This window comes from Sorangium sp. So ce295 (assembly GCF_051527405.1).
Lineage (GTDB): Bacteria > Myxococcota_A > Polyangia > Polyangiales > Polyangiaceae > Sorangium > Sorangium cellulosum_B.
Genome location: NZ_CP150324.1, coordinates 9,555,580 through 9,578,672 on the forward strand (window position 1 = coordinate 9,555,580; position 23,093 = coordinate 9,578,672).

A 23,093-nucleotide genomic window follows, 5' to 3' on the forward strand; every position below is an offset into this window, starting at 1 on the left:
TCACGCCGCCCGGGAGCCCTCGGCGCGCCGCGGGCCGGTCACGGTCCGGTAGAGCTCCTCGTATTTGCCCAACATCACGGCGCTGCTGAAGCGCTCGCGCGCGCGGCGCGCGCAGGCGGCGCGATCGAAGCGGGCCAGGCCCGCCGCGAGCGCGGCGAGGCGCGACAGATCGCCCGGCGGCGCCAGGTAGCCGGTGACGCCCTCGTCGACGATCTCGGGGAAGGAGCCGCGGCGAAAGCCGAGCACCGGGGTGCCGCAGAGCATGGCCTCGATGGCGATCAGCCCGAACGGCTCCTCCCACTGGAGCGGGCAGAGGACGGCGCGGGCCCCGCGCAGGAGCGCGACCTTGCGGTCGTGGCCCATCTCCCCGAGGTCCGAACTCCCGCTCTCCCGGAGGCGCGGGGCGACCTCCTGGAGATAATAGATCTGGTCCTTGGGGTGCGCGCGGCCCGCGAGCTTGATCGGCAGGCCCGCGGCCCTCGCGATGTCGAGCGCCAGGTGGGTCCCCTTCTCCTCGGCGTAACGACCCAGGTGGGCGAGGTAGCCCTCGTCGCTCAGGCTCGGCGGATAACGCGCCGGCGTGACGCCGTGATGGATGACGCACGAGCGCGGCAGCGGGATCTCCAGGGCGCGCTGCCGCGCGCTGATCGCCACGTACGCGACCTCCGGGTGGCGCGCGTAGATGCGCGAGCTCTCGCCGCAGGGCGCGTGGTGCAGGGTGTGCACCACCGGGACGCAGACGAAGCGGGTGAACGGGACGGCGATCGGGCTGTTCACGTGGATCACGTCGAACCCGTCCTCGCGCGCGATCTCCGAGAAGGCCCAGGCGACGTGGTTGACCTCGTCCTCCGGCGCCGGAGGCCAGCTCGGGCTCCCGTAGAGGTACCGGCGACGGCAGGTGACCACCGAATCTCCCGTCGCGAAGAGCGTGACCTCGTGTCCACGCGCCGACAGCCCCTCGGCCAGCTCGTGACAGAAGAGCTCGGTCCCGCCGTACCCGGAGGGAGGCACCCGGATGAACGGGGTGGAAACGATCGCGATCCGCATGCTCTTTGCTCCTCGGTCGCCGCGCCGCGACCGGGGCGCCATGCTCGCCCCCGCTCGCAGCGGAGCGCAACCCCACGCTCGAGACCCATCAACGAGCATGCCAGCGGGCTGCTCCCCACCTGCCCGGCCGAGGGAGCGCGCGAGGACAGCTGCTGCGCAGCAGACGCAGCGCGGCGCCCGCCAAGTCAGCGCGATCCGGACCGGCGCGCGGCGGTGCGGCGCTTTCTTCAGGCCTCCCGTGCGTCTAGGATGCGCCCTCCCGCTCGCTCCTGCGCGCGGGGCAGCGCGGGAAGCGTCGAGAGCCCGAGCGCCCCTGCCAATCTGCACACAGGTGGTCAATGACTTCGAGATCGAATCGTTACGGATCCGCGCTCGCGTTGAGCATTTCGCTGGTGGCCACCGCGGGCTGCCAGATGGCCACGATGCCCGATCGCGGCCTCATCAATGAGGACACGGGAGGGGGCGGCGGACAGGGAGGAACGGGCGGCGGCGGTGGCTCCGGCGGCAATGACGGCGGCGGCGGGAGCAGCGACGGCGGCGGTGGCTCCGGCGGTGGCGATGGTGGCTCCGGCGGTGGCGATGGTGGCTCCGGGGGTGGCAACGGCGGGAGCGACGGTGGCGCCGGCGGAGTCGATGGCAACGGCGGCAACGGAGGCGACGCTGGAGCCGGCGGGGACGGCGGAGCGGGCGGCATCGACGGCTCCGGCGGCGGCGGCGGCGGCGGCAGCGTCCCGTGCACCGGCGACGCCGACTGCCCCGCGCCTGACAGCGAGTGCGCGATCGCGAGGTGCATCGACGGTGGATGCACGACCGTGCCCGTGGCCTCGGGGACGCCCGTGAAGGAGCAGATGGCCGGCGACTGTCGCGAGCGCGTCTGCGACGGTGACGGCGCGGTCACGGAGGTCGACGACGACGACGATCTGCGCGACGACCACAGCTCGTGCACGGTCGACTCCTGCCGCGATGGCGCGCCGATCAACGACCCGGTCGAGGCCGGCACCTGGTGCTCCCTGGCCGACGGCGGGCTGTGCAACCCAGCCGGGGTCTGCGTGCAGTGCCTCGTCGACTCGGACTGCCCGACCGAGGTCTGCATCGACTACGTCTGCCAGGTCGCCTCGTGCGAGGACGGCCTGCACAACGGCGACGAGGGCGGCATCGACTGCGGCGGCAGCTCTTGCCCTGCGTGCGGGGCGCCGGCCAGGGTGACCTCCGTCGATTATCCGGTCATCGCCGTCGGCGGCGCGCTCGTGCTCACCGGCTCGGGCTTCACCGGGGCGACGGGGGTGACCGTGGGCTTCGCGGCGCAGCCCTTCACGATCGACTCCGACACGCAGATCACGATCCCCGCGCTCTCGGACGCGACGCCGATCGGCCCGGGGGACATCGTCGTGAACCGGCCGGGGGCGCGGTGGACGTCGTTCCCGGTGACGGTGATCCAGCTCCAGATCAACGAGGTCGACGCCGACACGGCGGACAGCGCTGACGTGCTCGAGTTCATCGAGATCAGCACGGGCTGGCGGTACGTGAGCCTCGCCGGTTACACGCTCGTGCTCTTCAACGGGGCCACCGACGGCTCCTACCGCGCGATCGCGCTCGACGGCACGACGGACGGGGGCGGGCTCCTGCTCGTCGGCAACAGCGGCGTCGAACCGACGCCCGCCCTCGTCTTCCCGACCAACATCCTGCAGAACGGCCCGGACGCCGTCGCCTTGTACCAGGGGCTGCCCGCGGAGTTCCCCACGTCCACGCCGGCCACGGCGGCGCGCCTCATCGACGCGCTCGTCTACGGACCGGCGGCCGAGCCGGACGCGCAGCTCTTGAACGCCCTGATCTCCAGCGCTCCTGGGCGCGTCCAGGTCAGCGAGGGCGCGACCTCCGCGCTGTCGCAGACGCAGTCGATCCAGCGCTGCGCCGATGGCCTCCGCGACGGCCGCCGCTTCGGGGCGGCGGCGCCCACCCCGCGCAGGCCCAACACCCTCCCCTGCCCCTGAAGGCGCGGCGCAGCTGGCAGCGCGCCGCGCCGCCGCCGCCGCCTGGCGCTGGGCTCCGGGGCTCAGCGCTCGAGGTGGATGTCGAAATCCTCGATGCTCACGGCGAGCTCGTAGCGCTGCTCGATGAGCCCCGCGAGCTCGGGGAACCCGTTCAGCGTGTCGCGCGAGTCGATCACGTCGCCGGTCACCGAGGGGAAGACGTCGTGGCGCTCGACCACGATCGCGGCCGGCGGGCTCGCGGCGAGGTCGCGCATCAGCGCGTCGCGCGCCTCCTGCCGGGCCCACGCCGCGCGCTGCGGGACGTTGTAGAGGTAGCGCGTCGCCGGCGGGCGATCGGCGAGATCGTAGATCACCGGCTCGAAGCCCCACACGAACACGGGGCGCCCCGGCGCGACGCGCTCGCGCAGCCACGCGGCGACCTCCCGGTTCGCCGCGGCGTTGACGTCGGCGACCGACGCGAGGCGATCGAGGCGCGCCTGGTCCCTCGCGCCGGTGGCGAGCACGGCGATCCGCTTGGCGCAGCGCTCGATGTAGTCGTCGGCCACGTCCTTCGTCGCGGAGCGGGCGAAGGCGGTCGCGACGAGCGCCGCGAGGAGCGCCGCCGCGGCCGCCTTCGCGCCGGACCGCGTGCACCGCTGCCACGCCTTCCAGAGGCCGAGCGCGGCGAGCATCGCGGTGAGCGGCCACGTCGCGCCGTAGTGGTAGGGGAAGAACTTCGCCTGCATCACGACGCCGACGAGGTGCATGGCGATCACGCCCGAGAGCAGCGCCACGCCCGCCCGCTCGTGGCGTTCGGGGTGCAGCGCGACCAGGCAAGCGAGGCCGAACGCGAGCGGGCCGGAGTAGTGGACGAGCCACTCGCAGGCGCCGTACCACGCCATGCCGAGCACGCTCGCGCCGCGCCACCCGAGCGCGGTGTAGTGCGGCGTGAAGACGAAGAGGACCTCCCGCAGATCGCCGAGCGCGCCCCTCAGGGCGAACCAGGCGGCGCAGGCGAGCACGGGGAGCACGCCGCCCAGCGCGATGAGCAAGGCGGGCCGGAGCGCCGCCCAGAGGAGCGCGGCCGCCGTCGTTCGGACCGGCCCGGACGCAGGCGGCGCAGGGCGCGCCGGCTCGCCGTGGAGCGCGGTCGGACCGGCGTCGCTCCGGCGCTGGACGGCGGCCCGCTCCGCGCCGCGCCGCGCGAGCTCGGCGAGGGCGGGCGCGGCCAGCGCGACGGCGAGCACGATGCCGCCCCCGGCGAGGGGCGGCTTGAGGAGGCCGGCGGCGCCGAAGAGCGCGCCCGACACGACCAGCGCGGCGCCGCGCGGCGCCGGGCGGGGCGCGCCGTCGCGGCCGCGCGGCGTGGCCACGAGCAGCGCGGCGATGGTGAGCATGCCGCCGAACGACTCGGGCTGCGCCGTGTGCCAGAAATCGAGCTGGGCGTGCACCAGCACGGCGAGCGCCGCGGCGACGACCCCGATCCGCCGGTCGCCGAAGAGGCGGGCGGCGAGCGACGCCATCGCGAGGCACATGCCGGCCAGGCCGAGGACCTCGAGGACGCGGATGCCCCACTGCGCGGGGCCGAAGAGGGCACGGGCGAGCGCGTAGATGAGGAAGATGCCGGGCGGCTTGAAGTCGAACGCGTCGCGGTAAGGCATGCCGCCGTCGAGCACCGTACGCGCGACCATGGCGTAGATGCCCTGATCGCGGCCGTAGCCGTAGGTCAGCACCTGCAGCAGCAGGAACGCGATGACGACGAGCGAGGCCGCCCGGATCGCCCGCGCCCCCACGACGCGCGGCGGCCCGGCGGCGAGGGGCTCGCGCCCGCTCTGGCTCGAGGGGGCCAGGGGGGCGGGGGCTGCGGTCGCATCCGGCGCGGCGTCACGCACGGGGCCCTTGTACCGGCTGGGGCCCAAAAAGGATACACACCGGACGAACACTGTGTCGTTGCCCTCGAAGGGCGGGCGGCGTATACGACCCTGCCGCCTTGCCCGGAGAGGTGAAACGGGCGCTCACGGCGGCGCGCGTTGGAGGCGCGAGAAGCGATGGTCGAAGTCCGCATGCCACAGCTCGGTGAGAGCGTGGTCGAGGGAACCGTCTCGAGGTGGCTCGTGCGCGAGGGCGATTTCGTCAAGCGCGAGCAGCCGCTGCTCGAGGTCGCGACCGACAAGGCCGACACGGAGATCCCGGCGCCCGTCGCGGGTCGTGTCGCGCAGATCGCGGTGGCCGAGGGCACCGTCGTCGCCAAGGAAGGTCTGCTCTGTCGGATCGACGAGACGGCGCAGGGCGAGGCCCAGGCGACGGCCCAGCGCGCGAGCGCGCCGCCGGCGTCGGCGCCGTCCGAAGCGCGGCCCGCCGCGCCGGCGCCCGGCAGCAACGGACACGACGAGAGCGCCCGCCCCCTGACGAGCCCGTCGACGAAGAAGCTCGCGCGCGAGTCGGGCGTCGACCTGCGCGACGTGCACGGGACAGGCGATCACGGCCGGATCACCCGCGACGACGTGATGCGCGCGGCGCACGGCGCGCCGGCCGAGCCGGCGCCTCAGCCGAGCGCGGCGGCCCAGCCGGCGAGCGCGGCGGCGGAGCTCTCGCAGCTCATCCAGGCGAGCGGCGGGTTCGTGCCGCCGGTGCCCGGCGTCGGGTACGGCGCGTACAAGGTGCCGCCGTACTCGCCGAAGCCCGGCGACAAGGTGGTGCCCTTCAGCCGGCGCCGCCGCATCACCGCCGACCACATGGTCTATTCCAAGGTGACGTCGCCGCACGTGGTGACGGTCGCCGAGGTCGACCTGCACGAGACGTCGAAGCTGCGCGACCTCCACAAGGACGAGTTCAAGCGGGCGGGCGTGTCGCTGACGTTCCTGTCCTTCATCTGCGCCGCGGCCGTCCGCGCGCTGCGCGAGCACCCGGAGTTCAACGCTCGAGTGCTCGAGAACTCGTACGTGGTGCTGCGCGACGTCAACCTCGGCGTGGCGGTGGACACGCCCGGCGGCCTCATCGTCCCGAGCATCAAGCACGCGGACGAGCTGTCGCTGCGGGGCGTCGCGAAGAGCATCGACGAGCTGGCCGGGCGCGCGAAATCCGGCAAGATCACGGCCGACGATCTCGCGAACACGACCTTCACGGTCTCGAACCCCGGCCTCAAGGGGAACCTCTTCGGCGGCGCGATCATCTCGCAGCCGAACGTGGGCATCCTCCGGATGGGGGAGATCAAGAAGCGCGTCGTGGTGGTCACGAAGGACAAGGAGGACTCGATCGCGATCCATCCGGTCATGTTCCTCGCGCTGTCGTACGACCACCGCATCATCGACGGGGTGCTGGCGAACTCGTTCCTGTGGCGCGTCACCGACATCCTCACACGCGGGGAGTTCGAGGTATGAGCGCGACAAGCGAAGTGCAGGGCCTGCGGGCGCTCAACGAGGTCGATCCGGAGATCGCCGAGCTGATCCGCCTGGAAGAGCGGCGGGAAGCGGACACGCTCCGGCTCATCGCGAGCGAGAACTACGTGTCTCGGGCGGTGCTCGAGGCGACGGGCTCGGTGCTGACGAACAAGTACTCCGAGGGGTACCCGCACAAGCGGTATTACGAGGGTCAGCAGCAGATCGACGTGGTGGAGGAGCTCGCGCGGACGCGGGTGGCCAAGCTGTTCGGGGCCGACCACGTGAACGTGCAGCCCTACTCCGGCAGCCCGGCCAACCTCGCCGTCTACCTCGCGTTCGCGCAGGCGAACGACACGATCATGGGCCTCGGCCTGCCCGCGGGCGGGCACCTGACCCACGGCTGGTCGGTGAGCATCACCGGGAAGTACTTCAAGAGCGTGCCGTACGGGGTTCGCGAGAGCGATCACCGCATCGACCTGGATCAGGTCCGCGACCTGGCGCGCGCCCACCGGCCGAAGCTCATCTGGTGCGGGACGACGGCGTACCCGCGCACGCTCGACTTCGCCGCGTTCCGGGCGATCGCCGACGAGGTGGGGGCGATCCTGGCGGCGGACATCGCGCACATCGCGGGGCTCGTGGCCGCGGGGGTGCACCCGTCGCCGGTGGGCATCGCCGACGTGGTGACGTCGACGACGCACAAGACCTTCCGGGGCCCGCGCGGCGCGATGATCCTCTGCAAGAAGGAGCACGCGGGCGCGATCGACAAGGCGGTGTTCCCCGGCCTCCAGGGCGGTCCGCACAACCACACGACCGCGGCCATCGCGGTCGCGGCGAAGGAGGCCTCGGAGGAAGGGTTCCGGGCCTACGCGAAGCAGATCGTGGTGAACGCGCAGGCGCTCGGGCGCGCGCTGGAGTCGCGCGGCTTCCGGCTCATCACCGGCGGGACCGACAACCACCTCTTGCTGATCGACATGACGCCGAAGGGGATCGCGGGCAAGCCGTACGCGCAGGCGCTCGATCGCGCGGGCATCGTGGCGAACTACAACTCGATCCCGTTCGATCCGCGCAAGCCGTTCGACCCGTCGGGGCTCCGCATCGGCACGCCGGCGGTGACGTCGCGCGGGATGGGCGTCGCCGAGATGGAGCGCCTCGCGGCGTGGATGGATGAGGTGGCGCAGAACGTGAACGACGAGGCGCGCATCACGCGCATCGCCGCCGAGGTCGCGGAGCTCTGCCGCGGCTTCCCGGCGCCCGGCATCCGGCTCTAGCCACCGCTGCGGCGAGCCACGGCGCTGCGACCGAGGACGCCACGGAGAGCGATCTCCTGGCGTCCTCGGCGCTTTTGTGGCCGAGACCCGAGGACGCCGGGGAGAGCGATCTCCTGGCGTCCCCGGCGTCCTGGCGGCTTCACTTCACGTAGAGCTGCGCGGCGGCGACGCCCGAGCCGGACGTGGCCTTCACGATGTACTTGGCGTTGATGCCGACGGGGAGCGACCAGCGGTAGCAGTTGCCCCGACCGCCGAGCGCGGCGTTCGCGCCGGTCGAGTTGTCCTGCGCCAGCACCGATGAGCCCATCGGGATCGGGGTCAGCGCGACCAGGCTGATGTCGAGCTCGGTGATCCCCGCGCCTACACCGACGATCGTGTAGCACTTGCCGGGCATCAGCTGGATCTGCTGCTCGAGGGTCTGTCCGGCGCTGAACTGCCCCGCGATCGGCCCTCCCTCCTTCGTCATGCCGGGCGCCTCGGTCGCAGCGAGGTTGTTCAGCGGGATCGTCGCGGCGGAGGCGAGGTTCGGATCGATCGCCGACGCGCTGCCGGAGCTGCTCCCGCTCCCGCCGCTCGGGGCCGGCTGCTGCCCGCCGGTCTGCTGGCCAGGGAGCGGGAACGGCCAGGGAAAGCCGCCAGGCTGCGCCGTCGGGGCAGGCTGCGTCGTCGTCGGAGCAGGCTGCGTGGGGGCGGGCTGCGTCGGGGCAGGCTGCGTCGGGGCGGGCTGGTACCCCGGCTGCTGGTACCCGGGCTGCTGATACCCCGGCTGCTGGTATCCGGGCTGCTGATACCCCGGCTGCTGGTACCCGGGCTGCTGATATCCAGGCTGCTGATAGTAGCCGGGCGGGGGCTGGTTCGCGTAGTTCGGCGGCGGCGTGGACGCCTCCCGCTGTTGACAACCAGCAGCGAGGGCGGCGGTGAGGACCAGGGCGGGCAGGACGCCAATCTTACGGAGCAAAAGAACCTCCTCGAATTTCCGGCAGAACGCCGCGTTCAATCTCACTGACGGGCTCGCGACGCAACGGGTGGCTCGCGGGAGCTCCCCGACGCGCCCCCCGAAGCCCGCTCAACCGAGCTCCAGGTCCGTCCGCCGGATGTCGCTTTGGACGTTGCACGCCCTCGCTTTCATCGCGCCCATCCGACGGATTGATGCTGCTTCTGCCATGATTTCCCGGGTTATTGCGGCCAGGCGCGGCTGGCCCGGGTCAAAAAGTGAGGTAGCCTACGGCATGACCGACCACGGCTCCCGAGCGAAGCTCGATCGTCCCGGAGAGTTTGCTCAGTGGTTCCTGGAACGAGAAATGCTGGCGAGCGCCGGCATGGGGCTCGCGGCCGACAGGGCGCGGCTGCACCTCGGACGCGCGGTCACGTTCCTGGAGCAAGGAATGCTGCGCGAATCGCTGGTGGAGGCGAACTCTGCAGCGTACCTCGATCAGGCGATCCGACCCGAGGCGCTGCTCATTGCGCGCATGTGCATCCTGCGCGAGTTCGTGGGCGAGTCCGGCGGCTGAGCGGCGCGACGGCGCGAGAGGTCGAACGCCCGCGCCGGCTTGCCGGCAGGCTTGCGCCGCCGGCGCAGCCGCACAAGACGCCTCGCACATAGCCCCCGCCCCCTGGCGGGTGTATGAGCGCCGCGAGCACAGTTGTCCCATCGAGGGGCCGCGGCGTGCGGCAGGGCTGTGCGCGAGGAGGCCGCAGATGACGGTGACGGGTAGGTCGTTGGGTTCAGCAGTGCTCCTGGCGCTGTCGGTGGCAGCGCTGGGCTGCGGCGGCAGCAGCAAGGAGTCGGAGTTCGCGGACGACGCTCCGGACGCCGGGACGCCGCCGCCCCCGCAGCCGACAGCGTCCGTGCCGCCCCCGGACGCCGGCCTGGCCCCGGTCGCGGTGCCCACGGTGGCGCCCTGCGATGGAGTCCAGTCGCTCGCGATGACGACCATGTTCCAGGGCCGCTCCGCCGGCGAAGCGCCGAAGATGCAGCCGGAAGGGGCGCCCGTCTGCAACGTGGTGCCCGAGGGACAGACGGCCTCGGGGCAGACCTTCATGCTTCAGCCCGGCAATTGCTACACGTTCCTGGCGCAGGCGCTCCCCACCGTCACCGAGGTGGACGTCCAGCTGGAGCTCGACCTGAACGCCGGAGGACAGCCCGGGCTCGCTGCGTTCAACCTGAAACCGGTGCTCGCCGTCGACTCGGACACCGGGCCGACTGCCGCCATCGGAGCCAAGCAGAGCTGCTACCAATGGCCGTTCCCCATCGCGGCGACGGCCAAGCTGGTTGTCAAGGCGCGTACCGGCTCGGGACCGGTGGCGGCCCAGGCCTACAGCCGCAAGAAGTGAGCTGACCTCGCCGCGGGGGCGGCGGCGGCATCGAGCCGCCCGGCCCCCCGGCGGCGGCGCGCGTCGCCGGGGCGCCGGAAGGGCGCCCCGCCGCGCGCGCTGGGCCCTTCCGCCGCCCCGGCGACGGCGCGCCGAGGCCATGGAGCAAGAACGGCCACGTCGCCGTGGCCGCCCTGCGCTCCGCTGGGAGATCCCGTAAGACTACAGGAGCGCGTCCTTGATGGCCTTGATCGGCCGAGCGCGGACCGACTTGCTCGCCGGCTTCGCGGCGAAGGTCATCGGCTGCTTGGTAAACGGGTTGATCCCCTGGCGCGCCTTCGTCGCAGGGCGCTTGACCACCCGGAACTTCGCGAAGCCGGGCAGCGTGAACACGCCCGACTTCTTCAGCTCGCGATGACCGATCGTGATGAGGGACTCGAGAACGTTCTTCACCTGCTTGCGGCTCAGCTCATCACCGGCAGCTTCGGTGATGGCCTGGATCAGGCCGCTCTTGCTCAACGTCTTCTTCGCGCCGCCCCCGGCCGTCTTCTTACTTGCCATGGCACTCTCCTCGGACATGAGCTCGCGCGCGACACCTCGCCGCGCACAGCCTCAGTGAACCTTACACACGACACAGGACAAAAAAAGACAAAACTGCGGGGAGAAATAGCGATTTCTGAGACGGGGCATCGCGCGGACCCCTGAAAGACCGCGCCGGAGCGGTGCGCCAGAGGGGCAACCCGCCGCCGGGAAGGGCGGCGGCGCGGCGCCGTCGAGGGCCGGAGAGCGTCAAAAAACGCCTGGAATCGCGCGGTTTTGCGCGCTCCACGGTCCTGCGCGCGCCGCCTGGGGCGGCCACGGAGGCGGCCGCCGCGACCTGGGCATACCCGCGGAGAGGCGCGGGACAGGCCCTCAGCCGGCGCGCAGCTCGTCGAGCAGCGCCCGGGCCGCCTCGAGCGAGCCGTCCTCCGAGACGGACTTGTCGAGCATCAGGCGCGCTTTCCGGCGGTCGCCGGCCGCGAGCGCCATCGCCCCGAGGTGGTAATAGGCGAGCGCCCGCGCGGCGGGCGTCGTGCCTCCCTCGCCGGGCTCGGGGGAAATCTTCATCAGGGTGACCGCGCGGTAAGCGCGCGCGGCGATGTCCTCCTCCCCCAGCCCGAGCGCGCTCTCGCCGAGCTCCATGGCGATCTCGCCGTTCTGAGGATCGTTCTCGAGCGCCCTCGTGAGCGCCGTGAGCGACTCGTGGAGATTGCCCTCGGCGTCCTCGATCCGCGCGACGCGGTGATAGACGGCGCCGAGGTGCCGCGAGCGACGCCCCTTGGCAGCCACGATGAGCTCGGCGGTGACAGCGCGCGCCTCCCTCGAGTCGCCCGCGGCGATCAGCGCGTCCACGAGCAGGAGGGCGACATCGTTATCTTCGGGGCGCAGGGAGCGCGCCTCCCGGAGCGCCGCGGCCGCTTGCGCGGCGTCACCGACGTCGAGCAGCAGGCGGCCGGCGGCGACGAGGAGCGTGAAGCGGCCGGCCACGTCGGACGCCGCGGCGGCGTCCTCGAGCGTGATGGCGGCGAGCTCGCGGTTCGCGCCGATCTCGGCGTAGAGCGCGCGCAGGCGGTCGCGGATCTCGGTGTTGCCGGGCGCGGCGCGGAGCGCGCGCTCGAGCCCGCCGCGGGCGTCGCCCAGGTGGCCCGCGCGCGCGCACGCGCCGGCCAGGAGCAGCGCCGTGGCGACGAGGGCGTCGCCCTCCTCGAGCGCGATGAGCCTGCGGTAGACGGCGCTCGCGGCGTCCCACCGCGCGGCGGACTCCTCGAGGCCGGCGAGCGCCTTGAGCGCGGCGCGGTCCTTGGAGTCGGCGTGCAGGAGATCGCCGAGGTGGGCGCGCGCGCGCTCGACGTCGCCCGAGCGCGCGAGGATCTCGGCGAGGCGCAGCCGGAGCGCGCGCGGCGAGGCGGCGCCCGCCGCCTCCGCCGCGGCCTCGCTGGGCGCGCCCGCGGCCTCGGCCTCGGCGGACCGCGCGCCCGCGTGGTCCGCGCGCGCGAGCGCCCGCTCGAGCTCGGCGACGAGCTCGCTTCCGTACTCGGCGCCGCCGAGCGCGTAGGCGCGCTCGAGATCGGCGAGGGCGCGGTCGCCCTGGCCGAGCGCGCCGTGGACCTCGGCCCGCGCGCGGTAGAGCCACGGGTCGTCCGGGCTCGCTTCGAGCGTCGCCGTGAGCGCGCGGGCCGCGCGGGCGTGGTCGGAGACCGCGCCGCACGCGTCGATGAGCGCGATCAAGACGTCGCGATCCCCGGGCGCGACGCGGAGGGCGCGCTCGAGGAGCTCGGCGGCCGCCGCGGCGTCGCCCGCGCGATCGCGGAGGATCTCGGCGGCGCGGCAGAGCGACTCGACGCGCGCCTCGTCGCCGTCGGTGCCGTGCGCCGTGAGCACGTGGAGCTCGGCGAGGGCGTGCCAGGCCTCGCGGGCCGCGTAGCGCGACGCGAGCTCCTCGCGGAGCCGGTCGTTCGCGGGGTAGACGGCGTACCCGGCCTTGAGGGCGGCCTCCGCCGCGGCGTCGTCGCCGCGCGCGCCGTGCAGCTCGGAGAGCTCCAGGGCGAGCTGGGCCGCCTCGCCGCCCTGCTCGGTGCGCAGGAGCTTCTCGAGCGCGTCGATGAGGTCGTCCGCGCTGTCGCGCTTCCGGCTGAGGCGCACGAGCGCGCGGAGCACGTCGCGGTTCGCGCCGTCCCAGTCCGCGGCCCCGAGGTAGACGTCGCGCGCGCCGCGATCGTCGCCGCGCTGCTCGAGGAGGGCGCCGAGGCGCATCGAGATCGACGCGATCGACGCGACGTCCGCGCGATCCTTGGCGGCGTCGAGCTGCAGCGCGAAGAGCTCGCCGAGCTCGTCGGTGCGGCCGGCCTCCTCGAGCATGGTGGCGAGGAGGATGGCGGCCTCCACCTGGGTCGGATCCTCGTCGAGGATGTCGCGGAGCAGGGCCGCCGCCTCCTCCGGCGACTCCCGCGCGAGGAGGCGCGCGCGCTCGAGGCGCAGCGCGCAGCGCTCGGAGAGATCGTCGACGAGGGGCGCCGTCTCCTCGAGCAGCGCGGCGAGCCGCGCGGCGTCGCCGCTCCGCCGGTACACGCCGGCGAGGGGCGTCCAGATCTCGCGCTCGGCGGGCTCGCGGGCGCGGAGCTCCTCGTAGAGGCGCGCCGCGCGGGAGAGGTCGGCGAGCGGGCCGGCGGCGAGCTCCGCGGCGTGCAGGAGCAGCGCGCGCTCCTCCTCGGGCGCCGAGGCGCGCGCGGCGCGCTCGCAGAGCGACGCGGCGGCCGCGAGATCGCCGGCCTCCTCGCGGAGCTCGGCGAGCGCGACGAGCGCCCACGCGGAGCCGGACGGATCGGACGATTCGGACGATTCGGACGATTCGGACGATTCGGACGTAGATCGCGCGCCCGAGCCGACGATGCGCAGCAGGATCGACTCGGCCAGCCCGCGATCGCCGAGCGCGCGGGCGGTGCGGACGGCCTCCTCGAGGACCCCGGGGCCCTCGATCTCGGCGAGGAGCAGCAGCGCGTCCACGAGGGCGCGCGGCCGCCCGCTCTGCCGTGCGAGGCGCTCGAAGAGGCGGATCGCGCGCGGGTTCCTCGGATCGGCGCGGAGCGCGTCGCGCAGGATCGCCTCGGCCCGGTCCGGATCGGCGTGGAGGTCGAGCGCCTCTTCGAGGAGCGAGATCGCCGGATCGACCTCCGCCGCGTCCGCCGCGAGCAGCGCGGCCAGGCGGTACCGCGGCGCGGCGCGATCCGCGCCGCCCGCGGGGGCGGCCGGCGCGTCGGCGAGGTCGATGCGCTTGCGGAGGACGTCCGCCTGCGCGGCGCGATCGCCGAGGCGCGCGTAGATGGCCTCGAGCGAGCTCCACAGCTGCTCGATGTCGGCGCCCGCGTCGCGGCCCGCGCGGGCGTGGGAGGGCGCGCCGGCCGCGATCTTCGCCTCGGCGCGGCGGTAGACGGCCGCGGCGCGCTCCTGGTCGGCCGGCGAGAGCTCGAGGGCGCGGCCGAAGCGGAGCAGGAGCGCGACCTCGTACGGCTCGGAGGCCGCCCGGGCGACGAGCCGCTCGACGAGGTCGAGGTACCGCTGCGTCTGGCCGGAGCGGCGCGCGAGCTCGAGGGCGGCGTCGTGCGCGGCGCCGGCGCCGGGCGTGAGATCGAGGGCCCGCAGGCGGGCCGAGAGCGCGAGCTCCGGGCGATCGAGCGGGCCTTCGTAGAGCGACGCGAGCTCGCCGAGCGACGCGGCGGCGTCCTCGGCGGGCCCCTCGGCAGGGCCGGCGAGCCGCGCCTCGAGGGCGCGCGCGAGCAGGTCGTGGCGCCCGCGGGCGCGCAGCGCGGCGAGGAGCTTCTCGTGCTCGGCGTCGCTCTCGCGCGCCGCCTCGAAGGCGGACTCGACGTACTCCGCCTCGCGGTCGGGCGCCCCCTGCCGGCGCGCGATCTCGCCGAGCGCGAGCAGGACCTCGGCCCGGCTGAACGAGGTGGAAGACGGGAGGCCCACGCTGGAGCGCGTCGGCGGCATCGTGCTGCGGCGCACGCCGACGAGCCCCTCGCCCTCGTCGCGGGGCCGGCGCGCGACGAGCAGCAGCGCGCGGTAGGCGCGGTGCGCGCGCTCGAGCTGGCCGTCCTCGAGGGCGAGGCCGGCGAGGCCGTGGAGCGCGTCGGGGTGCGCGGGGTCGACGCGCAGCGCGAGGTCGAACTCCGCCATCGCGCGGGCGCGATCGCCCGTCGCGAGCGCGACGCGGGCGAGCTCGTGGTGGACGAGCGCGCGCTCCTTGGGGCGGCGGGCGCCGAAGTCGGCGATGATCCCGCGCAGGGCCGCGGTCGCGTCGTCGGTCCTGCCGGCGGCGGAGAGGGCGCGGCTCCGCGCGAGGCGCAGCGAGAGGTCGTCCGGCGCGAGCGCGATGGCCTCGTCGAACAGCGGGATCGCGGCGGCGGGCGAGCCGCCGCGCGTGAGGTAGAGGTCCGCGGCCTCGCGGAGGAGCGAGAGCCGGGCGGGCGCCTCGTCGGCGCGCGCGGCGTCGCCCGCGATGAGCGCGGCCAGGGCGCTCCACGCGCCCGAAGCGCGGTAGAGGTACGCGAGCCGCTCGCGGAGCGGCGCGGGCTGCGCGGCGCGGGGCAGCGCTCGCTCGAGGGCGGCGCGGGCGCGATCGGCCTCACCGGCCTCGAGGTAGGCGTCCGCGAGGCGGAGCGCCGCCTGGTGAAGCTCGTCGGGCGCCGCGCCGGCGCAGAGCCGCTCGAGCGCCTCGGCGGCGGCCGCGTGCTCGCCGCGGCGCGCGAGCAGCCGGGCGAGGGCGTCGAGCGCCTCGACGGACCCGATGTCCGCGGCGCGGCGGTAGCTGGCGATCGCGCGCTCGGGCTCGTTGAGCTCGTGCTCGGCGAGGGACGCCGCCTGGAGCCAGAGCTCGGCGGCCGCCGCGCCGGCGTCCGCCGACCCGCGCGCGGCCGCCTGCTCCTCGCGGAGCAGCATGAGCTCCCGGTGCAGCCCGCCCGCCTCGAGGAGCGAGGCGAGCCTGTCGATCGACGCGCCGTGCCCCGGGCTCTCCGCGAGGTTCCGGCGCAGCAGCGCGATCGCCTCGGACGCGCGCGTGGCGTCCGCGAGGAGCTCCGCGGCGTCGTAGCGGAGCGCGACGCGGCGATCGAGATCGCCAGAGACCTCGATCTGCAGCTCGCGCAGGCGCACGAGCTCCTCGCGCCGCCCGGCCGCCCGGAGCAGCGCGGCGAGGCTCTCGCCGACCGGCTCGTCCGTCGGATCGTCCGCGAACAGCCCGCCGTAGAGGGCGATCGCCTCGCCGGGCTCCGCCGCCTCGGCGGCGACGCGCAGCAGCCGGCGCCGCTCGCTCGGCGCGAACGGGAGCGCGGCGCCGCGCCGGCACAGCGCGACGATCTGCGGCCTGTCGCCCGCGCCCTCGAGCATGCCGACGAGCGCGTCGATCGCCCAGAGGGCGGCGCGCGAGGCCGGCCACGCGCCGGGCGCAGGGGGCTGCTCCTCCTCGTCGGCGAGGCGCTGCACGGCGATCTCGAGGAGCTCCGCCGCGATCTCGCGGGCCCGCGCCGCGTCGCCCGCGTCGCGCGCCGCCTCCACCGCCTCGCGGTAGAGGGCGAGGTCGTGCCCGGTCGCCGCGGCGAGCCGGAGCAGCGTCGGGACGAGCGAGGGCCCGCGCCGCCGCCGCAGGAGCTCCGCGAGATCGAGCAGGATGGCGCGGTTCCCCGGGTCGTGGAGGAGCGCGCGCTCGAACGCGCGCTCGGCGGCGTCCTCGTCGGCGCGCGCGTCGCGGTGCCAGCGGCCCACGCGGGCCGTGAGGTCGCGGAGCGTGGCGGCAGGGACGTCACCGCGGCGCTCGAGCTCGGGCAGCGCGTCGGCGATCGTGCGCCAGCGGCCCGCGAGGTCCGTGAGCCGCAGGAGGCCCTCGGGCGGCTCGGCGCCGGGCGACAGGAGGAACGCGCGGAAGGCGAGCTCGAAGGCGCCCTCCCGGTCGTCGCCCCGCTCCTCGAGCAGCGCCGCGGAGGCCTTCAGGATGGCGACCCGCTCGGCGTCCGTCCCGGCCGCGGCGAGCCGCGGCTCGAGCAGCGCGATCTGGCCGTGCCAGTCGTCCGCGTCGGCGCAGATCTCGAGCAACGCGCCGACGGCGGCGACCAGCGCGCCGCGGTGCTCGGTCGACGCCGGGTCGATGCGGCGGAGCAGCTCCTCGAGCCCCGCGCGCGGCGCGTGCGAGCGCGCGGCGCGCTCGCCCCCTTCGGCCGCCCCCCACTCGCCCTCCCCGCCAGAGCCCTCGAGCCCCGCGCGGCGCGCGTCCCGCTCGGCCTCGTGCGCGCGGCGGTAGCCCTTCACGGCGAGCTCCCACGCGAGCGTGCGATCGCGGTGCGTGTCGCCGAGGCGCTGGAAGAGCTCCACGCTGCGCGCGGCGCCCGCCCCGCCGGGGAGCGCGCCGGCCGCGGACGCCTCGACCTCGAGCAGCGCGACGAGGTCGCCCCAGCGCTCCGCGCGCGTGTAGAGCGCGGCCAGCGCGTCCCCGCTCTCCGGGTCGGGCGCGAGCTCCTCGCGGATGCGGCGCCAGGTGGCGATGGCCTCGTCGGCGTCGCCGAGCTCGCGCTCGAAGAGCCGCGCGACGCGCCCGAGATCGCGCCGGCCGCCCGCGCCGCCGCGCACGGCCGCGCGGCGCTCCAGCACGACCGTGAGCTCGCGGTACCGCCCGCCCTCCTCGAGGAGCGCCGCGAGGCCGTCGAGCGCCGCGAGATCCTGGCGGTCGTCGACGAGGCGCGCCGAGTACGCCGCGATCGCCCGCGCCTCGTCGCCGAGCCGCGAGGAGGCGAGCCGCGCGAGCTCGCCGAGGGCCTCGCGCCGCGCCGCCGGGTCCGTCTCGATCGCGGCGAGCGTGTCGAGCACGTCGCACCGCTCGGCGACGCGGTCGGCCTCCGCGAAGAGCCGATCGAGCGCGCGGGCGGCGTCCCGCGCGGCCTCCGCGTCGCCGCTCGCCTCGGCGAGCGAGAAGAGCCGGCGGAAGAGCGCGATCGCCCCGTCGGCGTCGCCGATCCGGTCGCGGCGGAGGAGCGCGGCGTCGCGCACGAGCGAGAGCGCCTGCCGCGCGTCGCCGGCGCGCGGCTCGGCCGCGGCGAGGACCTCGGCGAGGCGGTCGTGCCGGCCGAGGCGCTCGGCGAGCTCGGCGAGCTCCGCGCGATCGCCGGCCTCCGACGGCCTGAGCTCGACGAGCTCGGCGAGCCGCGCGAACGCGCCCGGCTCGTCGCCGAGCGCGTCGCGGCGGAGCCGCACGATCTCGCGCAGCAGCGCCGGGCGGTCGCCGGCGTCGGCGCCCTCGAGCTGGATCTCGAGCACGCGCACGAGGTCCGTGGGCCGCGCCTCCTCGCGGTAGTGCTCCGCGAGCAGCGCGGCCGACCGCTGCCGCGCGGCGAGCGCGCCGGCGGGCGCCTGCTCGGGCGGCAGCGCCCCGAGGATCCGCTCGAGCAGCGCGAAGGCGTCGACGGGGCGCGGCGCCGCGCGGGCGGCGCGCGGCGCCGGGGGCGCGTCGAGGAGCCGCTCGACCACGGGGAGCGCCGACGCGGCGTCGCCGACGCCCTCGATCCAGAGGAGCGCGACGCGCTCGCGGAGCCGATCCGCGGCGTCGCCGGAGAGCCTCGGCAGCTCGGCCGACAGGAGATCGATGAGCGGGCGGTGCCTGCCGTGCCGCTCGTAGAGCCGCTCGAGCGCGGCGCGGGTGCGCGCGTCGCCCTGGAGCGGCAGGAGCTGCTCGAGGTAGCGCATCGTGCGCTCGCCGTCGCCGGCGAGGTCGCGCGCGACGGCCGCGGCGTCCTCCAGCAGGAAGACGCGCTCATCGGCCGCCGAGGTGCGCTCGAGCATCCCGTCGTAGAGCGCGAAGAGGTCCTCCCAGCGCTCGGCCGCGTTGTAGGCGAGCTTCAGCCGCTCGAAGCCCCAGAGCGAGCCGGGCACGAGCTCGACGAGCCGGCGGAGCAGCGCGAGGGCGGCCTCCGGCGCGTCGAACCACTCCTCGTGGTGCTCGACGGCCCGCCGGCCGATCTCCTCGACGATGTCGGGCGGGAGCGCCGCGCCCGCGTCGAGCGCCGCGGCGTGCGCGGCCGCGACGCGCTCGGGCTGCTTCGCCCGGCGGCCGAGCTCCTCGATCCGATCCCAGAGGGCGAGCTCGCCCGGCAGCTCGGAGACCGCGCGCAGGGCGACGTCGAGGCCGCGCGGCGCGTCGTGGTCGTGGTGATCGAGCAGGCGCTCGAACCAGCCGCGGCGGACGGCGGCGCGCTGCGCGGCCGCGAGGCTGCCCGCGTCGAGCAGGGCGCCCGGCGCGGCGTCCGCCGGCGAGCTCGCGAGGAGCGCCTCCAGCAGCGCGACGCGCGCCTCGGGATCGTCGAGCGCGTCGCACGCGCGCTCGAGGAGGAGCGCCGCGCGCGCCTGCGTCTCGGGGCGCCCGAGCGCGCGCTGCACGATCTCGATCACCGCGGGCTCGATCGTCCCGGCCTCGATCGCGGGCGCGACCGCGTCGAGCGCGTCCGCCGGCCGATCCAGCCGATCGAAGAGGAGCGCCGCGAGCTCGACGTCCAGCGCGACGCGCGCGCTGCCCTGGCTCCGGTCGCGGCGCGCCGCGAGCACCTCCGCCGCGCCCTCGTGATCGCCCACCTCGGCGAGGAGGCGCCCCCGCGCCGCGAGCGCGTCGTCGTTCTCGGGATCCGCCTCGAGCAGGCGGGCGTAGAGCGCCGCGGCCGCCGCGCGGTTGCCGATCTCCTCTTCCCACGCGGCCCACGCGGAGAGCGCCCTCGGGCGCTCGCCCTCGTGCCCGCGCTCCACGAGGAGCGTGAAGAGCCAGCGCCGGTCCACGCGGCGCGCGAGCGTGTCGGGGCTCTGCGCCAGGAACGCGCGGAACGCCTCCAGCGCGGCGGCGTCGAGCGCGCCCGGCGCGGCGTCGCCGTCGTCCTGGGGCGAGAGCAGGCGCCGGTAGACGGACGCGGCGTCGTCCTGCCGCTCGGGATCGGCGGCGAGCACGCGCGCGAGCGCCGCCTCGATCGCCCGGGCGCGCGCCGCCGCCTTGCCGGCGGCCGCGCTCCCCTCCCCCTCGGCCCTCATGCGATCGCGCAGATCGAGCGCGGCATCGACGAAGCGCGACGTCGCGCGCGCCCGGATCGCCGCGTCCTCGAGCGCCGCGAGCGCCGCGAGCGCCTCGTCGTCGGACGTCGCCGTCTCGATCAGGACCTCGCAGACGGCCGCGAGCCGGGCCCAGGCCCCCTGCCCGCGGTAGAGCGCCGCGAGGCGGGCGGCGGCGTCGCGGTGCTTCGGCGCGACGGAGAGCACGCGCTCGTAGAGCTTCTGCGCGCGCTCCGGATCCGCGAGCGGCCCCTCGGCGAGCCCGGCGGCGCGCTGCCAGGCCGTCACCGCGGCGTCGAGGTCGCCCGGAGCGGCCTGCGCCGCCGGGGCGTCCGCCGCGCGCGCGGCGTCGGGCGCGTCGGGCGCGCCCGCGACGCGAATGCCGAACGCCGCGAGCTCGCCGAGGCGCTCCAGCCAGAGCGCCTCGTCCTGGGGATCGCCCGCGGCGGCGACGCGCCGCTCGAGCACCTCGCGGAGCAGCGCCGGATCGCCCGCGGACAGCGCGAGCGCCTCCATCGCGGAGAGGGCGGCGCCGTCGAGCGCCGCGCCGCGCGAGAGGATCGCGCGGTAGTGCGCGACCGCGCTCGGGACCTCCCCGCCCCTCGCGGCCGCGTCCGCCATGCGCAGCTCGTGGGCGACGCGCGCGTCGGGCGCCACGCCCGGGAGCCGCTCGGCCAGCGCGCCGTAGAGCGCGCCCCACGCGTTGCCCGCCGCGTACGTCTCGAGCAGCGCCTCGTACGCCGCGTCGTCGCCCGGGTCGTCCTCGATGGCCGCGCGGTACGTCGCGGCCGCCCCGGCGAGGTCGCCGACGTCGCGGCGCTGGATGGTGCCGATCGCGTGCAGGAGCTCGCGCCGCCGCGCGGGCGCGCACGGCTGCGCGAGCGCCTCGCGGTAGAGCGCGAGCCGCTCCTCGGGGCTGCCCTGCTCGCGCAGGAGCGCGTCCACGCGGGCGATGAGATCGAGCGACGAGGGCTCGAAGGCGAGCGCGCGGCGGTAGAGGGCGAGCGCCTGCGTCACGTCGCCGCTCGCGAGCAGCGCCTCGCCCGCGCGCCGCGCGAGGTGCGACAGCGCCGGGCTGTCCACCGCGCGATCCCCGAGCGCCCCCGCGAGCGCCGGCGCACGGCGCGCGGACTCGCTGCCGTGCTCCGTCAGCCGCTCGACCTCGGCGACCCACCGCGCGAGCCGCTCCGGCGCGTGCGCGGTCGCGAGCGAGAGCCCGCGCGCCGAGAGATCGAGCGCCTTCTTCGGGTCCCTGAGCTCGCGCTCGGCCACGGAGGCCGCCTCCTCGAGCGCCGCGAGCCTGCCCGACACGTCGGCCGGCGCCGGCGCGGACGCGCCGGGGGCCCACACGACGGGCCCGAGCTCCGCCTTCGTCTCGAGCACGCGCACGAGCAGCGGCGCCGCCTTCTCCGCGCGCGCGATCGGCTCCAGCACCGCGCAGGCCGCGAGCCGCTGATCGTCGGTCAGCAGCAGGTGGGAGCTCTGCCGCGACGATTCCGCGGCGGCGCCGTTGCCCGGGGGCGCGCCCAGCATCTTCTCGACCGCGAGCCGGCTCGATCGCTCGGTCGGATCGAGCGCGAGCGCCTCGCGGTACGCGGCGATCGCGCCGGCCGGATCGTCGAGCCGCGCCATGCGGACCGCGCCGATCCGGGCGAGCACCGAGGCGCGGTCCTGCCCGGCCGCGAGCTCGGCCTCGGCCTCGAGGAGCGCCTCGAGCTCGGCCCAGCGCCGCTCCTGCTCGAGCAGCGGGATGAGCCGCGCGTGCGCCTCGCGCGACGCCCCGAACGCCGCGAGGTAGCGGCGCCAGGCGGCGACGGCGGCGGGCAGATCCGCGAGCCGGGTGCGCAGCTCGGCCGCGCGGAAGGCGAGCTCCCGCGCCGCGCGGCGGTCCGGCTCCGCCTCGGCGCGCCGCTCGAGGACCCACGCGAGGCCCTCGTGCGCCGAGGTGGCCTCGTACAGCCGCTCGAGCGCCGCGAGCGCGCCCGGCTCGCGCGAGGAGCCCGACTCCGCGAGCCTGCGGTAGGCCGCGATCGCGCCCGCGGCGTCGCCGAGCTCCTCCTCGTAGAGGCGCGCGAGCCGCTCCGCCGCGGCCTCGCGCGCCTCGGCCTCCGGCTCGGCCCCGGCGAGCCGCTCGAGCGCGCCCGCGAGCCCGCGCGCGTCGCGCTCGCGCTCGCAGAGCTTCGCGAGCCCGCGGGCCGCGCGCCGCGCGGCCGCGTCGTCGGGCTCGCCGTCGAGCGCCTGCTGGAACGACGCGCGCGCCTTCCTGCCGTCCCCGAGGCCCTCGTACAGCTCGCCGAGCTCGGCGGCGATGCGGGCCTTGAGCGGCTTGTCCTTGGCGCCGGCCGACGCGCGCACGAGCACGCGCGCCGCGTCGGCCTGGCGGTCGAGCGCCGACGCGAGGGCGACGAAGCGCTCGCGCACCGCCTCGTCGGACGGGTCGACCGCGAGGATCTGCTCCGACAGCGAGAACGCCGACGCGAGATCGCCGAGCCGCTGGAACTGCAGCTCGACGAGCCGCTTCTGCACCTCGACGCGGCGCGGCCCGCGCAGGTTCTCGATCTGGAGGGCCATCATCCGCGCCGCCTCCTCCGCGTCCCCGCGGCGCGCGTGGGCCGCCTCGAGCGCCGCGGCCGCGCGCACGAGCACGGTCTTGCGCGCGAGCAGGGCCTCACCGGCGCGGAGGGCGGCCTCGTGGTCCGGGCTCTGCGCGAGCACCTCCTCGACGTGCGGCAGCGCCCGCTCGAGCTCCTTGAGCGGGCCGCTGTAGAGGTCGATGAGCCGCGCGCGGATCTCGAGCGCGTCGGGCGGCGCCGCCTCCGCGGTGAGCGCCTGCTCGAGCATCCTCGCGATCTCCTGGTTCCGCCCGGCGCGCGCGTAACGCGCCTCGAGCTCCCAGCGCGCCGAGGCGTCGCCGGGGTCGACCTTGAGGATCTGCTGGAGCAGCTTGATCGCGCGCTCCTCGTCGCTCGCGCCGTTTGCGTTGACGTCGACGAGCTCGAACGCGCGGCGGAGCAGCGACAGCTGCTCGGCGCGGTCCGCGCGGTGGCCCGCCGCGAGGGCGTAGAGGTCCGCGAGCTTCGCCGGCTCGTTCGCCTCCTGGAGGACGCGCTCGAGCCGGAAGAACGCCTCCTGGTGCGAGGGCAGCACGGCGAGCGCCCGCTCGAGGTAGGGGCGAGCGCCGCCGGGGTCGCCGAAGGAGTCGGCGAGGAACTCGGCGGCGCGCACGAGGACCTCGGCCTGGGCGGCCTGCGGGAGCATCCCGAACCGCCGCTCGCCGACGAGGCGCTCGTAGGCGAACGCGAGCTCGGAGAACCGGTCGTGGCGGGCGGAGGCCTCGTGGAGCTTCGCCCACAGCTCCGGGTGCAGGCTCCCCTTGGCCGCCGCGGCCACGAGCACGTCGAGCGCGGCCGCCTCGTTGTCGATCCCCTGCTCGAGCGCGGCTTCGAGGTTGTCGATACGGAACGAGACGCGCGCGCTCTTCGTGTCCTGCTGCATGTGGATCCGGA

General features: G+C 75.7%; 10 protein-coding genes. 5 read left to right on the plus strand and 5 right to left on the minus strand.

The features are described 5' to 3' along the window. A complete protein-coding gene (locus tag WMF11_RS36260) occupies positions 1-1,047 on the minus strand; it encodes a glycosyltransferase family 4 protein (protein WP_437973980.1) in 1,047 nt (348 codons plus the stop codon). Between the two features lie 377 nt (positions 1,048-1,424). Here WMF11_RS36260 and WMF11_RS36265 point away from each other — a divergent pair, with 377 nt between their 5' ends. After that, on the plus strand, positions 1,425-3,038 hold the full coding sequence (locus WMF11_RS36265) for a hypothetical protein (RefSeq protein ID WP_437973981.1): 1,614 nt from the start codon (positions 1,425-1,427) through the stop codon (positions 3,036-3,038). 62 nt (positions 3,039-3,100) lie between these two features. On the opposite strand, the gene WMF11_RS36270 is transcribed toward WMF11_RS36265, so the two are convergent. Further along, entirely contained in the window at positions 3,101-4,909 is a 1,809-nt protein-coding gene (locus tag WMF11_RS36270; protein WP_437973982.1) for an ArnT family glycosyltransferase, read from the minus strand. A gap of 156 nt (positions 4,910-5,065) precedes the next feature. Between WMF11_RS36270 and WMF11_RS36275 the strand changes: the two genes are divergently transcribed. Both WMF11_RS36275 and glyA read left to right on the plus strand, forming a co-directional pair. Continuing rightward, on the plus strand, positions 5,066-6,397 hold the full coding sequence (locus WMF11_RS36275; protein ID WP_437973983.1) for a dihydrolipoamide acetyltransferase family protein: 1,332 nt from the start codon (positions 5,066-5,068) through the stop codon (positions 6,395-6,397). After that, a complete protein-coding gene (gene glyA / locus WMF11_RS36280; RefSeq protein ID WP_437903787.1) occupies positions 6,394-7,665 on the plus strand; it encodes a serine hydroxymethyltransferase in 1,272 nt (423 codons plus the stop codon). The genes WMF11_RS36275 and glyA overlap by 4 nt, the downstream gene beginning before the upstream one ends. A gap of 139 nt (positions 7,666-7,804) precedes the next feature. On the opposite strand, the gene WMF11_RS36285 is transcribed toward glyA, so the two are convergent. Next, complete coding sequence (locus WMF11_RS36285; protein WP_437544069.1) at positions 7,805-8,623, minus strand: hypothetical protein; 819 nt, start codon at positions 8,621-8,623, stop codon at positions 7,805-7,807. Positions 8,624-8,759: 136 nt separating this feature from the next. Here WMF11_RS36285 and WMF11_RS36290 point away from each other — a divergent pair, with 136 nt between their 5' ends. Together WMF11_RS36290 and WMF11_RS36295 are read left to right on the plus strand one after the other, a co-directional pair. After that, positions 8,760-9,176 (plus strand): hypothetical protein, encoded by a 417-nt coding sequence (locus WMF11_RS36290; RefSeq protein WP_437973984.1) that lies wholly within the window; start codon positions 8,760-8,762, stop codon positions 9,174-9,176. 208 nt (positions 9,177-9,384) lie between these two features. Further along, a complete protein-coding gene (locus WMF11_RS36295; protein WP_437973985.1) occupies positions 9,385-9,999 on the plus strand; it encodes a hypothetical protein in 615 nt (204 codons plus the stop codon). Positions 10,000-10,200: 201 nt separating this feature from the next. Here the strand turns inward: WMF11_RS36295 and WMF11_RS36300 are convergent, their stop codons facing one another. Further along, positions 10,201-10,539 (minus strand): HU family DNA-binding protein, encoded by a 339-nt coding sequence (locus WMF11_RS36300; protein WP_012239209.1) that lies wholly within the window; start codon positions 10,537-10,539, stop codon positions 10,201-10,203. Between the two features lie 351 nt (positions 10,540-10,890). Next, a complete protein-coding gene (locus tag WMF11_RS36305; RefSeq protein WP_437973986.1) occupies positions 10,891-23,082 on the minus strand; it encodes a tetratricopeptide repeat protein in 12,192 nt (4,063 codons plus the stop codon). Positions 23,083-23,093 lie beyond the last annotated feature (11 nt).

What these genes read in the sequence shown, in the direction of transcription:
- WMF11_RS36260 (WP_437973980.1), bottom strand. Translation starts at nt 1,047, where the DNA reads ATGCGGATCGCGATCGTTTCCACCCCGTTCATCCGGGTGCCTCCCTCC.
- WMF11_RS36275 (WP_437973983.1), top strand. Translation starts at nt 5,066, where the DNA reads ATGGTCGAAGTCCGCATGCCACAGCTCGGTGAGAGCGTGGTCGAGGGA.
- glyA (WP_437903787.1), top strand. Translation starts at nt 6,394, where the DNA reads ATGAGCGCGACAAGCGAAGTGCAGGGCCTGCGGGCGCTCAACGAGGTC.
- WMF11_RS36290 (WP_437973984.1), top strand. Translation starts at nt 8,760, where the DNA reads ATGTCGCTTTGGACGTTGCACGCCCTCGCTTTCATCGCGCCCATCCGA.
- WMF11_RS36300 (WP_012239209.1), bottom strand. Translation starts at nt 10,539, where the DNA reads ATGGCAAGTAAGAAGACGGCCGGGGGCGGCGCGAAGAAGACGTTGAGC.
- WMF11_RS36305 (WP_437973986.1), bottom strand. Translation starts at nt 23,082, where the DNA reads ATGCAGCAGGACACGAAGAGCGCGCGCGTCTCGTTCCGTATCGACAAC.